The following is a 14,535-nucleotide window of genomic DNA, read 5'->3' on the forward strand; positions in this document are numbered from 1 at the left end:
TCCCTAGCCGATGGCATTACTGAATGCATTTCTGTAGATACGACAGTACGCTGCGGTGATAGTCCTCGGCCCGGTGTCCCAGGCTCAGGTTGTGCCCGGCGCCGACCTGGCGGGACAGCTCGACGCTCGGCGCCGCGGTGAACAGCGCACCGACCTGCGCCATCGCGGAATCATCGTTGCGCCAGACCCGTTCGTGCTCGCCGAGGGTGAAGCGCACCGGCACCCGCACCCGGGCGGCCAACTCGGGGAAGGTCTGGGTCCAGGTGGACACCAGGTCCGCCTCATACCCGGGGGAGATCGGCCCACCGGGGATGCGCACCGCGCCGGCCACCCCGCTCGGGTAGAGCTGAGCGGGCTCCCACAGCAGCTCGCGCAGCCCGGTCGGGATCCGCTCGGCCGAGGCGCCGGCCAGGATCCGCCGGGCCTCGGGCTGCTGCTCGATGCCGGTGCCGGAGATCTCGATCCCGAGCAGGTCGGCGCCGGTGGGCGCGGTGGCCATCCGCAGCACCAACTCGCTGCCGTTGGAGTGCGCCAGCAGGAAGATCCCGGCGCCGCGGTCCCGGTCGCCGAGAATGGCCTCGACGGCCCGGTGTGCCATCTCGACGCGCCGCGCCGGATCGGCGAACTCCTCGGGATACAGCGCCGAGGCGCCGAAGCCCGGCCGGTCCAGGCTCAGCACGGTGAACCCGGCCTCGGCCGCCAACCGCGGCAGCGACTGCTCGGGATGCCCGGGCGGATCGAAGTAGGCGGCGTGGGTGGCGCCGCCGTGCACCGCGACGATGGTGGCGCGCGGTGACCCGACGGCCGACAGGATGCCCGACATCGGGACCCCGTCGACGAGCACGACGCGCGGGGTGCTCATTCGGTGCGCAGCAGCAGCACGCCGCTGGGGGTGAGACCGCCCGAACTGGCCACCGCCACCTTGGCGTTGGCGACCTGTCGGTCGCCGGCCTCGCCGCGCAGCTGGCTGACCGCCTCGTGGATCAGCCCCATGCCGTGGGTGCGCCCGTGCGAGAGCTGGCCGCCGTGGGTGTTGAGCGGGAGCACCCCGTCGCGGGCAATATTGGTACCGCCGTCCAGGAAGTCTTTCGACTCGCCGATGCCGCAGAACCCCAGCGCCTCGATCCAGGACAGGCAGTTGAAGGTGAACCCGTCGTAGAGCTCGGCCACATCGACATCGGCCGGCCGCAGATCGGTGCGGGTCCACAGGTGCGCGGCCTGGCCGAGCACCTGCGGCTCGTGGGTCAAGGTGGTCTGGTCCCAGTCGGTGCGCTCGATGATCTGGGTGCCGACCGCCTCGATCCGCACCGGCGGCTTGGCCAGGTCGGCGGCGGCGTCGACGGCCGAGACCACCACCGCCACCGCACCGTCGCACGGCACGTCGCAGTCGTACAGCCCGAACGGCGTGGTGATCGGCCGCGCCGACAGGTAGTCCGCCATGGTCATCGGATCTCGGTAGATCGCCGTCGGATTCAGCGCGGCGTTGGCGCGCTGGTTCAGCGCGATCCAGCCCAGGGTCTCCCGGGTGGTGCCGTAGCGGTGAAAGTGCCGCTGCGCGTTGAGCGCCAGGGTGTGCGCGGCCGACATCGCCCCGAACGGCATCTGCCAGCTGTTGGTGCGGGTGCCGCCCGGCGGGGAGATCCGGCCCTCCTTCATCAGCGCCTGGAAGGTCGCCTCCCACAGGGTGCGGAAACACAGCACGTGCCGGGCCATCCCGGTGGCGACGGCCATCACCGCGGCGATCACCGAACCGCCGGGGCCGAAGGTGTCCATGCCGCCGTTGATCCAGGTCGGTTTGATGCCGAGGGCTCCCTCCAGCACCGACACCCCGCCCTCGCCCATGCCGACGGCGTCCATCGACGGGTAGGTCGACAGGCCGTCGATGTCATCGAGGGTCAAACCGGCGTCGGCGACGGCGGCCTCACACGCCTCGATGGTCAGCGACAGCGGCGGCACCATCAGCCGCCGGCCCATCCGGGACGCACCGATCCCGGTGATCGCCGCGCGGTCCTCGAACTTCTCCCGGGTCAGCATCGGGCGCACGTGCCGGGCGAAGTCGGTCGGCGCGATCTCGTCGGCCGGCAGCGCGCCGTGCTCGACGGGCTGCACCGGCGCGAACAGCGGCAGCCACACGTCGTCGTGCTGCTCGAAGTACACCTCGACGATCTGGCCGATCTCCAGATCGGTGCCGTCGCCGGTGATGTTGGTGGTCAGCCGAACCCGCGGATCCTCCTCGATGGCCACCTGCGCCACCACGTAGGGCGGCTTGAGGCCGGGCATGGCGAAGCGATGGTTGACGGTGAACGCCGAGAGCACCGCCCGGCCGGACACCGCACGCACCCCGAGGTCGTGGCTGCGGCAGTACCGGCAGATCGGCTGCGGCGGATGGATCAGCGCCGAGCAGGCCTGGCACTCCTGGATCCGCAGCGTCCCGTCGGCGCCGGAGTGCCAGAAGAACTCGTTGTCAAAGGTCAGCTGCGGCAACGGAAGTCGATGACTCACCGGGTGAACCCCCACTCTGCCTCGTTGGAATCAACCTTCAGATGCTCGGCCGGGTCCGGGTCGGCCAGATCGCCGCGCGGTGGCGGCGGATCGTCGGGGCGACGCTCGCTGTACTCCATGATGGCGTGCACCGGGCAGTCCATCAGCGCACGCAGCACCGCGTCGCGGTCGGCCTCCGGGATGTCGCCGTCGCCGACCAGCACGGCATACCCCCAGTCGTCCAGGGAGAAGTACCTCGGCGCGTGTTTGGCGCAGACGCCGAACCCGTCGCACAGCGTGCGGTCCAGCTTGATGCGCATCCGATCGCTCACTGTGCCTCCACCTCGAAGGGACGCTGGGGTGCGTACCCGCCCGGACGGCAGTCCGGGCAGGCGTGCTCGAGGTGCGCGGCGACCTCGGCGGGGAACTTCTCCAGCAGACTGGCGGCGATATTCGTCGCGGCGTCCAGGGTGCCGCAGGCGCCGCGCCCGGGCAGCACCTGCGACCAGCGGCGCAGCGCATCGACGTCCTCGGCGGCGGCGGTCTGCTCGCGCAGCGCCACCGCCACCGCGGCCATCGCGGCGGTGCCGTTGAAACAGGACCCGCACTGTCCGGCGTTCTCCCGGCCGAAGTACTCCAGCACCGCGGCGGCCACCGCGACCGGGCATTCGGCGGTGATCAGCGACACCGCACCGCAGCCCAGGCCGCTGCCGATCGCGGTGAACCCGGCGTGGTCGACGGTGGCCTCGAGCACCTCCCGGTTGACCAGCCCGGCGAAGTACCCGCCGAGCAGCGCGCCGCGCACCGATTCGGCCGGCACCCCGCGGTGGGCGAGCAAGTCCGCCACGCGCACCCCGTGCGGCAACTCGTAGAGCGCGGCGTCGCGGCCACCGCCGGTGACGGTGCACAGGAAGGTGCCCGGCGAGGCGTCGGTGCCGGACTCCCGGTACCGCGCCGCGCCGTGCTGCGCGACGTAGGGCAGGTTGGCCAGTGTCTCGACGTTGCTGACCAGGGTCGGCAGCCCGCCGATGCCGGCCAGGAACGGTCGCGGCGGCTTGTCGGTGGGTTTGGCCGGCCCGCCGTTGACCGCGCGCACCGCCGCGGTCTCCTCACCGGCCACGTACGCCGGGTCGACGACGCGCAGGCTGACCGTCAGCCCGGCCAGCCCGTCGGGGCCGAGTTCGGCCAGCGCGTCGGTGATCGTCGCCGCGGCGCCCGGATCGGACAGGTAGACGTGGGCGTTCCGGGCGCCGACGATGTGGGCGGCCAGCCGCAGCCCGTCGAGCACCAGGTGTGGGCGGTGCCGAAGCAGCCAGCGGTCCTTGATCGAGGCCGGTTCGCCCTCCTCGCCGTTGGCCAGCACCACGGTGTCCCAGCCGGCCAGCGCCGAGGTGCGCACCGTGCGCAGCTTCACCCCGAGCGGGAACGCCGCGCCGCCGCGGCCCAGAATCCCGGCGGCGTGCACCTCGGTCAGCAGTCCCTCGGGGTCGCCGAGTGACCGGTAGCCCCCGGCGGCGGTGTAGGCGGCCAGCGACTCGGTGCCGGGCTCGGTGCGCAGCAACCGCGGGGTCAGGCCGGGCCAGCCGGCCACGGTCAGCGAAGCGGTGGTGGCGTGCGCGGTCATGCGTACCTCCTGCGGACCGGTGCCCGGCCGTGGCTAGGCTCGAAAACGTGCGAACTGCGGTGGTGCGAGTGGGCGTCGACCTGGCCGGCGCGTTGACCCCCGACCAGCTGGCTGCCGGGGCGGCCGAGCTGGGCCGGGCGGCCGGCGCGGCGGGACTGGAACTTCTGGAGAACAACCTGGCGGCGATGCCGCCGAGCCGCCGGGAGATCGAGTTGCTGATGACCGGCGCCGACCCGGATCAGTTGCGCGACATAGCGATCGGCATGTGCGCCACGGCCTTTGGCACCGAGCCGGTGCCCGGCGTGGTGACCTTCGTCAGCCACGGCACCGACGAGGACGCCGCCGGGGTGCTGGCCGGCTTCGGGGTCACCGGCGACATCGACCGCAGGCCCGGCGATCAGGGCTGGGACATCATCACCGTCACCCTGCGGCGCGAGGATCTCACCCGCATCCCGGAGAGCCGGATCCACACCGCGTTGGAGTCGGCGACCAACGCCGAGATCCACATCCGCACCGTCTGACGGCGCCCGGCCGGGCATCAGCGTCCCAGGAATTCCAGGATCGCCGGTGCCGCCTGCACCCAGGTGTCGAACATGTTGAACCGCTTGACCTTTCCCGATGCCCGGTCCTCGGCCGCGCGTTCCCAGGCGTCCTCCGGCCAGGGCGGGTCGATCAGGGTGGAGCCCTTGATCAGGCAGCTGATCTCCAGCGAGGTGCGCTTGGGGTGGTCCATGTCGTTCTCGCCGCCGCGGATGATCAGCGTGGGCACGGTGATGTTGTCGAACAGCTCGTCCTCAACGCCGGGAATGGTCTGGCCCGGTTTCGGCACGAAGGCGTTGAGCCAGCGCAGCATCAGCTTGAGGAACGCATCGGGATCCTGGCCCAGGATGCGCGCCTGGTTGTCGGGGTTCTCGGCGATCCGCTCCTGCCACTCGTCGATCTTGGCGACCGCCTTCATGCCCGCCCCGCGCACCGCCAGGATGCTCGGCACGATGTAGTAGGAGCCCAGCACGAAGGATCCGTACACCCCGCCGACGATGTTCCACACCACCAGCTTGGTGGCGATCTCCGGGTAGAGCATGGTGGTCAGCATGGTGTCGCGTGCTCCGCCGGAGCCGCCGGCCAGGATGCACGGGCCGATCCCCAGGGCGCTGATCAGCGCGTGCAGCGTCTCGGCGCGCATGTGCGATTCGCTCTGGCCGTAGAACTGCACGTCGGAGCGGCCGCAGTTCGGCCGGTCCCACAGCAGCACCCGGTAGCCGCCCGCCACCAGTGCCTCGGCCAGCGGTCGCAGGCCCGGAATGTCCTTGCTGAACCGGCCGCCGGGCGTCAGGACGATGAATTCGCCCTGGTTGCCGAGGATTTCGTAGACGACATTGCCGCCGTTGATCTGCACAACGTGCTCACCCGGGGTGAGGTCGGTGGCCACCGGTGTCCCTTCTCTCAGGCCTGGACCAGGACGTCGTTGCCGACGACCCGGACCGGGTAGGTGCGGATGCTCCATTCGGGCTTGACCGCGGTGGTTCCGGTGGCCAGCTCGAATCCCCATTGATGCCAGGGGCAGTAGATGAATTCCATGTCCCGGACCATGACGGCATCGCCGGGCACGTTCTCGTCGACGATGTTGCGGCCGCGGGCCCGACCCGAGCACAGCGGTCCGCCCTCGTGCGGGCAGTAGTTCGCGATCGCGTAGAAGGTGCCGTTGACGTTGTACACGCCAACACCGTGTCGGCCGATCGGCACCAGTTTGTGTGTCCCCGGCGGGATTTCGTCGACGGTGGCCACCACGTGTTCGCGGCCCTGGGCCAGCCGGGGTTCTTGGGGATCGTTGCTCACGGTCAGAACACTCTCACTTGTCCCTCGAGGGCGGGCACGGTATCGGGCAGGTGGTAGGTCTGGATGCCGTTGCGGAACATCACCGCCTCGCGGGCGTGCTCGGGCAGGTGCTTGACCAGCCAGCGCGGGTCGTCGAACGTCCAGTGCGGGTAATCGCTGGAATAGAGCAGGATCTTCTCGCACTCCATCCACTCGAACGCCCGCATCAGCTCGGTCTTGTCCTCGGGATAGTCCAGCGGCTGGGTGGTGAACTTGATGTGCTCCTTGACGTACTCGCTGGGCTTGCGCTTGATGTCCAGCCAGGACTTGCGGGCCTCATACAGCGCGTCCATCCGCCACATCAGCGGCAGGATCCAGGTGAAGGCGTGCTCGATGAACACGATCCGCAGGGTCGGGAACCGGTCGAAGACGCCGTCGAAGATCAGTGACATCACCTGATTGGCGGCCAGCAGCGAGTAGCTGCACATGAAATCGTGGTTGTAGCTGGGGAACCCGACCGGCGGGATCGGCAGCGTCTCGAACTGGCCGCGGGCCAGATGGCAGCTGATCACCAGGTCGTGTTTGGTGGCGGCGGCCCAGACCGGGTCGTAGCACGGGTCGCCCCAGGACGGCCGGGGTTCGGCCTTGATCAGGATCTGGGCCATATACGGGTGGCCCGCCCAGGTTTCGATCTCGGCGACCGCCGAGGCCGGATCCTCGATGGCCACGCAGATCGACCCGCGCCAGCGCTCGTGCCAGTTGTTGTGCGCGTCGAGCCAGTGGTTGGCCAGCCACAGGTTGGTCGCCGTGCAGAACGCGGCGGTGGCTTCCGGGATGCGCATCTCGCCGTGGATGGGCTCCAGGATGGCGATGTCGGAGCCGGCCTCCATGATGAGCTGCTTGAGCGCGAGATCGGGGTCGCTGCAGGCGAATTCCCCGTCGGCGGGAAAGGAGTCCACCCGCATGGCGTAGGAGTGCGCGTAGTCGGGTGCATCGTAGAAGATCTGCTCGCCGACCCGGTGGGAGCGGAAGTACTTGCTGCGCCAGGGCTCGGGGATGTAGTCCACCAGCTCGCCGCGGCGAGGCACCGGATGCACATCGGAGTCCACGCAGCGCACCGCGATGCGTTCGGCCGGGGTGACCCGGTCGGTGGCGGTGGTGTCGGCGGTGACGGTCATGACGTGGCCAGCCCGGCGCCGATCTCGATGCCGTAGAGCTCGGCGGCGTTGCGCCAGCAGAACTTCTCCCGCTGCTCGGTGCTGTAGGCAGCGGGCACCTTCAGTTCGGCGAGGTGCCAGTGCGGGTAGCTGGAGCCGAACATGGTCATGTCGTCCTTGCCGGTGAATCCGGCCCATTCGCCGGCGAACTCGACGTCGCCGGGTCCGTCGAAGGCACCCTGGACGAAGAACACGTGGCCGGGCAGGTAGTCGCTGGGCATCTTCGGTGCCCACGGGGTCTGCTCCAGATGCGGCCGGCCGAAGCAGTCCATCCGCCAGATGAACGGGGTCAGCAGATCGCCGGCGCCGTCGGCCCAGACGAACTTCAGTGCGTCGTAGCGCTCGAAGACGCCCTCGGCGATCATGTTGAGCAGGTGATAGATGTAGTTCAGGCCCATGAAGCCGGCGTACTGCTCGTGGGTGCGGGTGCGTCCGGACGGGGTCGGTGGGAAGGCGATGCCGGCACCGACCTCGATGTGCGCGGCGATCGGCAGCCCGGCGTCGATGGCGGCCTCATACAGCGGCCAGAACTGCGGTTTGCCGTACAGCTCGCGGGACTGCAGCGGGATGCCGATCTGCACCACCTGAGGGTGGTCCTTGTACTTGTCGATCTCGCGCAGCGAGCCGGCCATGTCGTCGGGATCGACCCGGATGGTGCCGCGGAACCGCTGCCCGAATTCGGGGTGCTCCAGCCACCGGGTCACCATCATCTCGTTGTGCGCGGCCGCGATCGCGGTGCCCAGGTGGCGGTCCGGCATGATGCCGCGGGTCATCGGGTGCAGCACCGCGATGTCCACGCCGCGGTCGACGAACAACTGCTCGGCGACGACGTCGACATCGGAGCCGGGGTACTGGCCGTCGGGCCCCTTGGTGCCCCTGGCGTATTCGCCGCCCGGCGCGCCGTACCAGTCCATCTCATAGTCCGGGAAGCCGCGGCTGCGGAACGGCTCGCGCATGAAGTTCTGCCGCAGGTCCTTGTTGGACCCGAAGAAGATGTGAACGCTCGCGTCGATCACCGGGGTGCTGGTGCCGTCGGCATGCTCGAACATGGGGCGGCCTCCTTCCTTGGCTCATGGTACAACGAGGTTCTACCTCATGAAGAATCTTATTCTCGGAATGTCGACGCGGCGTCGCGCTGCCCGCCCGGGCCTCGGAGAAGACGTAGATTTCCGCAGAGCGAGAATGCTATTCTCCATGTTCGCGCGGGCCGCCGGAGGTGGTCGGCCACCGATTGTCTGCCGCCGGAAGGGACGCGAATGCAACTGAGTTTCGATGCCGACGTGGAGGCGTTCCGGGCCGAGTTTGTCGATTTTCTGGAGCGCAACCTGCCGCCGGAGGCCGAGACCGCCGAACGGTCCCGGACCTGCTCGCACATCCCGGAATGGGCCCGGCGTTGGCAGCGACTGCAGTTCGACGCCGGCTGGCTGCTGCCCGGCAACCCGCCGGAGTTCGGCGGTCGCAACGCCTCGGTGGTGCAGCAGTACGTGCACCGCGAGGAGCTGTCGCGGCGGCGGATTTACCACACCTACAACCCGCAGGGCGTGGGCATCGTGGCCGCCTCCATCCTGTCGTTCGGCACCGACGAGCAGAAGCAGCGCTGGGCGGTGCCCATCCTGCGCGCGGAGCTGACCGCCTCGGTCGGCATGAGCGAGCCCGGCGCGGGCTCGGATCTGGCCTCGCTGCGCACCCGCGCCGACGACGCCGGGGACCACTTCGTGGTCAACGGGCAGAAGGTGTGGACCTCCGGCGCCCACGACGCCGACGTGCTGCTGACCTTCGTGCGCACCGATCAGGACGCCCCCAAGCACAAGGGCATCAGCGTGCTGCTGATCCCGACCGAGTCCGAGGGTCTGATGCGCCGGCCGTTCCCGACGGTCTGCCACCAGGACGACGTCGACTTCAACGAGGTGTTCTTCACCGACGTGCGGGTGCCCAAGGAGAACCTGGTCGGCCCGCAGGGCGGCGGCTGGCGGGTGGCCAACGGTGCGCTGGGCCACGAGCGCACCATGATGTGGATGCAGTACGCCGACCGGCTGCACAACCTGATCACCGACTTCGATCCGCGCACCGAACTGGACCGCGACAAGTACGCCACGCTGCTGATGGACCACCAGGCGCTGCGGCTGATCGGCTCCGGCGCCATCGCCAAGGCCGACCGCGGCGAGGTGGACCTGCCGGCCATCTCGGTGCTCAAGGTGCTTGGCTCGGAGGCCGAGCGCGACGCCACCGAGGCCGCCCTGGAGGCCGCCGGCATCGACGGGCTGCGGCACCCCGCCTCGACGGCGCCGTACGCGCCCTATGACCTGGACTACCTGTCGGCCAGCTGGATGGAACGGTACTTCCGCAGCTTCGCCGGCACCATCGCCGGCGGTACCTCGGAGATTCAGCGCAACATCATCGCCCGCGGGCTCGGGCTGCCGCAGCGCTGATCCCGGCCGCTTCGTCGCACAGTTGCAGCGCGGCGCGCTCGACGGTGTCCTCATCGAGCAGCACCCGTAACGCGGCGTCGCCGAGCGGGATGAAGCTGTCGGCGCTGGCCACCCGGGCGATCCGGCCGCCGAAACCCCCCTCGACCAGGGCGCTGAGCACCTGCTGGCCCACCCCACCGGTGCGCCGGGTCTCGTCGACGATCAGTACCCGGCCGGTGGCGGCGGCCTCGCGCAGCAGATCGGCCACCGGCAGCGGCGCCAGCCAGCGCAGGTCGACAACGCGGCAGTCGATGCCCCGGGCCGCGCGCAGCCGGCGGGCCACCCGCAGGCTCATCGGGACGCCGTTGCCGAACGTCACCAGGGTCAGGTCGGTGCCGGCGCCGTGGATCCGGGCGGTGCCGACCCGGCCGCCGAGGGCGCCGACGGTGCCGCTGAGCCAGCCGCCGTCGCCGGGCTCGTGCAGATCGCGGGCGTGGTAGAGCGCAATGGGTTCCAGGAACACGCTGAAGGTTCCGGCGGCGGCCGCGGCCGCCGCGCAGCCGGCCAGCATGGCCGCGGCGTCGTCGGGATGGGCGGGGGAGGCCACCACGATGCCCGGGATGTCCAGCAGCGCGGCCACCGAGTTGTCGTTGTGGAAGTGGCCGCCGAAGCCCCGCTGATAGCCGTAGCCGGCCACCCGCAGCACCGCCGGATTGCGGTACTGGCCGGTGGAGAAGAACTCCAGGGTGGCGCCCTCGCCGCGGATCTGGTCGAGCGCGTTGTGCAGGTAGGCCAGGTACTGGATCTCCGGGATGGGCAGCAGACCGGCCAGTCCCGCGCCCAGTGCGATGCCCAAGATGGTCTGCTCATCGAGGATGGTGTCGAACACCCGGGCCGCCCCGAAGTCCCTCTGCAGCCCGCGGGTCACCCCGTACACCCCGCCCTTGCGGGCCACGTCCTCGCCGAAAACGATTGCACCGGTGCGGTTCCGGAGAACGTCGTGCAGGGTGGTGTTGATCGCCTGGGCCAGGGTCAGCCCGGCGGGAACCGGCGCGGCGGCCGGCGCGGAGGCCTCGCGGGCGCGCCGGGCGGCCTCGGTCAGCGGCGCGACGACGGCCGCCGCGGAGTCCAACTGGTCGGCGCCGGCAACCTCGGCGGCCAGCGCGGCCACCGTCGCGCGGGTGTCCTGATAGCGCGCCAGCAGGTCCGCGGCGCTGCGGTGGCCGCGCTCGATCAGCAGCGCGGCGGTGGTCAGCACCGGGTCGCGGGGGTAGTCCGCGGTGATTTCTTGGGTTGTGCGGTAGGCGGTTTCGACGTCGGAGCCGGCGTGTCCCAGCAGCCGAACGGTACGCAGGTGCAGGAATGCCGGGCGGCGGTGCCTGCGGACATGGTCGGCGGCCGCGGTGGCCGCGGCGTACACCGCGGGCAGGTCGGCGCCGTCGGCGTCGAAGTAGTCCAGCCCGGGCCCGGTGGCGTAATTCGCCGCGATCCAGCCGTCCGGGGTCGGGGTGGAGATGCCGATCCCGTTGTCCTCGCAGACCAGCAGCAGCGGCACCGGCAGCCCGCGGTAAGCGGCGTTGCGGGCGGCGTTGATCGCGCCGAGCGCGGTGCTGTGGTTGGCCGAGGCGTCCCCGAAACTGCACACCACCACCGCGTCCGACGGCCACGGACAGTCGGCGAACCGGTGCGCCCGGCTCAGCATCAGCGCCAGGCCGAACGCCCGCGGCAGGTGCGAGGCGATGGTGGAGGTCTGCGGAATGATCGCCAGATCGTGGCGGCCGAACACCTTGTGCCTGCCGCCGGCGATCGGCTCCGCGGTGGCCGCGACGATCCCGAGCAGCACGTCGCGCAGCGCGCCGCGGCCGTCGCCCAGCTGGGCGGCGCGGTGCAGGAAGAACGCGCCGGAACGGTAGTGCAGCAGGGCCGGGTCGGTCGGGCGCAGCGCGGCGGCCACCGCGGCATTGGACTCGTGGCCCGAGGACCCGATGGTGTAGTAGCCGCGGCCGGCGGCGCGCAGCCGGCGGGCGGCCAGGTCCAGGTGGCGGCTGCCGATCTGGGCCTGAAAGATTGCGCACGCCGCGCCGACGGTCAGCGCGGATCCGGGTGCGACCGGGTCGGCGTCGGAGCTGCCGCCGACGGTGTCGGGGTAGCCCCGCAGCGCGGCGAGCAGGCGGTCGTCGATGGGTTCGGTCATGGCGGCGGGTCAGCCGAAGTTGACGCCCTGGGCCAGCGGCAGCTCGGTGGAGTAGTTGACCGTGTTGGTGGCCCGGCGCATGTACCCGCGCCAGGCGTCGGACCCGGACTCGCGGCCGCCGCCGGTGGTCTTCTCGCCACCGAACGCGCCGCCGATCTCCGCACCCGAGGTGCCGATGTTGACGTTGACGATGCCGCAGTCGGAGCCGTCGGCGGCCATGAACCGCTCGGCCTCGCGCTGGTCGAGGGTGAAGATCGCCGACGACAGGCCTTGCGGCACGTCGTTGTGCAGGGCGATGGCCTCCGCCAGGGTGCGGTAGCGCAGCACGTACAGGATCGGCGCGAACGTCTCGGTGCGCACGATCTCGGTCTGGGCGGGCATCTCCACGATCGCCGGCTCGACGTAGTACGACCCGTCGGAGGAGTCCCGGCGGCCGCCGCCGACCCGCACCGTGCCGCCCTGAGCGACGGCGTCGTCGAGCGCGGCGGCCATGTTCCGGTACGCGCGGCCGTCGATCAGCGGCCCGACCAGGGTGTCCTCGGCGAACGGGTCGCCCACCGGCAGCCGGCGGTAGACCGCGCACAGCCGGTCCAGCAGGGTGTCGGCGACATCGTGGTGCACGATGACCCGCCGCATCGTCGTGCAGCGCTGGCCGGCGGTGCCGGCCGCGGCGAACACGATGCCGCGCACCGCCAGGTCCAGGTCGGCCGACGCGGTGACGATCGCGGCATTGTTGCCGCCGAGCTCCAAGATGGTGCGGCCGAACCGGGCGGCCACCCGCGGGGCGACCTGCGCGCCCATCCGCTCCGAACCGGTGGCGCTGACGACCGGCACCCGGGGGCTGTCCAGCAGCACCGCGGCGTCGTCCGCCGACGCGGCCACCAGCGTGTTCAGGTTCGCCGGGGCGCCGACCTCGGCGGCGGCCCGGTCGAACACCGCCGAGCAGCCGGCGGCGGTCAGCACCGCCAGCTCCGAGGGCTTCCACACCACCGCGTCGCCGCAGACCACCGCCAGCACGGCGTTCCACGCCCACACCGCGGCGGGGAAGTTGAACGCCGAGATCACCCCGACCACGCCGATCGGATGCCAGGTTTCCATCAGCCGGTGGCCGGGGCGCTCCGAGGGCATGGTGCGGCCGTCGAGCTGACGGGACAGCCCGAGGGCGAAGTCGCAGATGTCGATCATCTCCTGCACCTCGCCGAGGGCCTCGGAGGCGATCTTGCCGACCTCGACGCCGATCAGTTCGGCGATGTCGGCCTTGTGCTCGGTGAGCAGCTCGCCGAATCGTTTGATCAGCGCGCCGCGCACCGGCGCCGGGACGGTGCGCCAGGCCAGATAGGCCTGGTGCGCGGCGTCGATGGCGGCGGCCACGCCGGGCGCCCCCGCCCCCGGATAGTCGAACAGGTCCGCCCCGGTGACCGGGGTGCGCGCGGTGACCCGCGGGCCGTCGGCGCCCAGCGCGGCGCCGTCCAGGGCGGCCAGGTCGACGCCGCAGCGAGCCAGCGCGTCGCGGGCGCGGCTGCGCAGCTCGTCGGTGTCGGGCAGCGTGATGACCGGACTCAGACTGGTGCTCATGGGGTGATCCTTCTCCCGGTCAGCGGCCGGCGTGGGCGAATCGGCGGCCGGCCTTGGTGTCGCACAGCGCGGCGAAGCCGATGTCCTCCTGGCGGATGAATCCGGTCCGCGGCAGCCGGCCGGCGGCGACGAGTTCGACGACGGCGACCGCGGAGGCGGCGGTGGTCCAGGAGATCGCGCGCCACCGGTGCCCGCCGATGTCACAGGGCAGATAGCCGCGAACGTAGTTCTCCCGGAACGGCTTTGAGTGCTTAACGCCCTCGACGGCGGCGTGCAGGTAGACGATGTCGTCGTTGACCGGGGGCTTGGCGTCGACGATCAGCTCGCCGACCAGGTCCCGGCGATCGCGCAGCCGCAACTCGTCGAACAGAAAGCGCATCTGCTGGAAGTGCCCGGGGTAGCGCAGGGTCTTGTAGTCCAGCCGCGCCACCTGCCCGGCATAGGTCCGGCACATGGTGCCCAGCCCGCCGGAGGTCAACGCGGCCTCCAGCTCGACGCCGCCGATCAGCACCCGTTCGGTGTCGGTCATCGCCGGCACCAGTTGCGCGAGGCCGCCGCGCAGCACCTCGGCGTCATTGAGGTATTCGTTGACCACGCCCTCGGCCGACCAGTTGACCGCGTAGCCGAGCAGGCCGGTCGGGTTCTGCGGCAGCGCACCGACCTTGAGCTCGATGGAGCGCACGCTGTCGAACTCCTTGGCCATCGAGGCACCGATGATGCCGATCAGCCCGGGCGCCAGCCCGCACTGCGGCACGAATGCCGCGTCGCCGCCCTGGTCGGCGAGCTCGATCACCCGGTTGGTGGTGGGCACATCCTCGGTGAGGTCGAAGTAGTGCACGCCGAGTTCGCCCGCCGCCTCGGCGACGGCGATGTTGAGGTGAAACGGCAGGCAGGACACCACGGCGTCGACGTCGGCCAGCGCGGCGCGGGTGGCCGCGGGATCGGTGACGTCGGTGACGCGGGCGGTGAACCGGGCGTCCGGAGAGACGGTGGCGCGGGCGTCGTGGCCGACGACGGCGAAATCGGAGTCGGTCAGCATCTCGGCGACCAATTCGCCGACCTTGCCGAGGCCGAAGACCGCTACTCGCTCGATGCGCTGTGCCATGGCGGTGTCCTCCGGGGTGCGCGGGGGCGTCGCCGGTCGGCGGTGACCGAGGACGGGGGTACCTCCAGCCTGGCAGCCGTGCCCGCCCCGGGTCATTGTTGGGCGAGCTGCCGATG

General features: G+C 70.9%; 13 protein-coding genes. 2 read left to right on the forward strand and 11 right to left on the reverse strand.

Annotated elements, in window-relative coordinates:
* Positions 1–16: 16 nt before the first annotated feature.
* The 4 genes from G6N10_RS00480 to G6N10_RS00495 are packed head-to-tail and all read right to left on the reverse strand — an operon-like array spanning position 17 to position 4,105.
* Complete coding sequence (locus tag G6N10_RS00480; protein WP_085093443.1) at positions 17–862, reverse strand: alpha/beta hydrolase; 846 nt, start codon at positions 860–862, stop codon at positions 17–19.
* A complete protein-coding gene (locus G6N10_RS00485; protein WP_085093445.1) occupies positions 859–2,502 on the reverse strand; it encodes a thiolase C-terminal domain-containing protein in 1,644 nt (547 codons plus the stop codon). The genes G6N10_RS00480 and G6N10_RS00485 overlap by 4 nt, the downstream gene beginning before the upstream one ends.
* On the reverse strand, positions 2,499–2,801 hold the full coding sequence (locus G6N10_RS00490; protein WP_085093851.1) for a ferredoxin: 303 nt from the start codon (positions 2,799–2,801) through the stop codon (positions 2,499–2,501). The genes G6N10_RS00485 and G6N10_RS00490 overlap by 4 nt, the downstream gene beginning before the upstream one ends.
* Positions 2,802–2,809: 8 nt before the next feature.
* Entirely contained in the window at positions 2,810–4,105 is a 1,296-nt protein-coding gene (locus tag G6N10_RS00495) for an NADH-ubiquinone oxidoreductase-F iron-sulfur binding region domain-containing protein (protein WP_085093447.1), read from the reverse strand.
* A gap of 47 nt (positions 4,106–4,152) precedes the next feature.
* Between G6N10_RS00495 and G6N10_RS00500 the strand changes: the two genes are divergently transcribed.
* Positions 4,153–4,626, forward strand: a complete 474-nt coding sequence (locus G6N10_RS00500) for a hypothetical protein (protein WP_085093449.1) — start codon at positions 4,153–4,155, stop codon at positions 4,624–4,626.
* A gap of 17 nt (positions 4,627–4,643) precedes the next feature.
* On the opposite strand, the gene G6N10_RS00505 is transcribed toward G6N10_RS00500, so the two are convergent.
* From G6N10_RS00505 to G6N10_RS00520, 4 genes are read right to left on the reverse strand one after another with little or no spacing between them, the layout of a single operon-like run.
* Entirely contained in the window at positions 4,644–5,534 is an 891-nt protein-coding gene (locus G6N10_RS00505; protein ID WP_179962802.1) for an alpha/beta fold hydrolase, read from the reverse strand.
* A gap of 14 nt (positions 5,535–5,548) precedes the next feature.
* Complete coding sequence (locus tag G6N10_RS00510) at positions 5,549–5,941, reverse strand: Rieske (2Fe-2S) protein (protein WP_085093452.1); 393 nt, start codon at positions 5,939–5,941, stop codon at positions 5,549–5,551.
* 2 nt (positions 5,942–5,943) lie between these two features.
* Positions 5,944–7,098: an amidohydrolase family protein gene (locus G6N10_RS00515; protein ID WP_085093454.1), complete on the reverse strand. Its 1,155-nt coding sequence runs from the start codon at positions 7,096–7,098 to the stop codon at positions 5,944–5,946.
* A complete protein-coding gene (locus tag G6N10_RS00520; RefSeq protein ID WP_085093456.1) occupies positions 7,095–8,186 on the reverse strand; it encodes an amidohydrolase family protein in 1,092 nt (363 codons plus the stop codon). The genes G6N10_RS00515 and G6N10_RS00520 overlap by 4 nt, the downstream gene beginning before the upstream one ends.
* 207 nt (positions 8,187–8,393) lie before the next feature.
* On the opposite strand from G6N10_RS00520, the gene G6N10_RS00525 reads away from it, so the two are divergent.
* Positions 8,394–9,566, forward strand: a complete 1,173-nt coding sequence (locus G6N10_RS00525) for an acyl-CoA dehydrogenase family protein (protein WP_085093458.1) — start codon at positions 8,394–8,396, stop codon at positions 9,564–9,566.
* Here G6N10_RS00525 and G6N10_RS00530 read toward each other — a convergent pair.
* From G6N10_RS00530 to G6N10_RS00540, 3 genes are read right to left on the reverse strand one after another with little or no spacing between them, the layout of a single operon-like run.
* Positions 9,532–11,739 (reverse strand): thiamine pyrophosphate-dependent enzyme, encoded by a 2,208-nt coding sequence (locus tag G6N10_RS00530; RefSeq protein WP_085093460.1) that lies wholly within the window; start codon positions 11,737–11,739, stop codon positions 9,532–9,534. The genes G6N10_RS00525 and G6N10_RS00530 overlap by 35 nt on opposite strands.
* A gap of 9 nt (positions 11,740–11,748) precedes the next feature.
* Positions 11,749–13,314, reverse strand: coding sequence for an L-piperidine-6-carboxylate dehydrogenase (gene amaB, locus G6N10_RS00535; RefSeq protein WP_085093462.1), 1,566 nt, complete (start codon positions 13,312–13,314; stop codon positions 11,749–11,751).
* A gap of 19 nt (positions 13,315–13,333) precedes the next feature.
* Entirely contained in the window at positions 13,334–14,419 is a 1,086-nt protein-coding gene (locus G6N10_RS00540; protein ID WP_085093463.1) for a saccharopine dehydrogenase family protein, read from the reverse strand.
* Between the last annotated feature and the right edge of the window lie 116 nt (positions 14,420–14,535).

It is taken from the genome of Mycolicibacterium fallax, assembly GCF_010726955.1.
GTDB classification, from domain to species: Bacteria; Actinomycetota; Actinomycetes; order Mycobacteriales; family Mycobacteriaceae; genus Mycobacterium; species Mycobacterium fallax.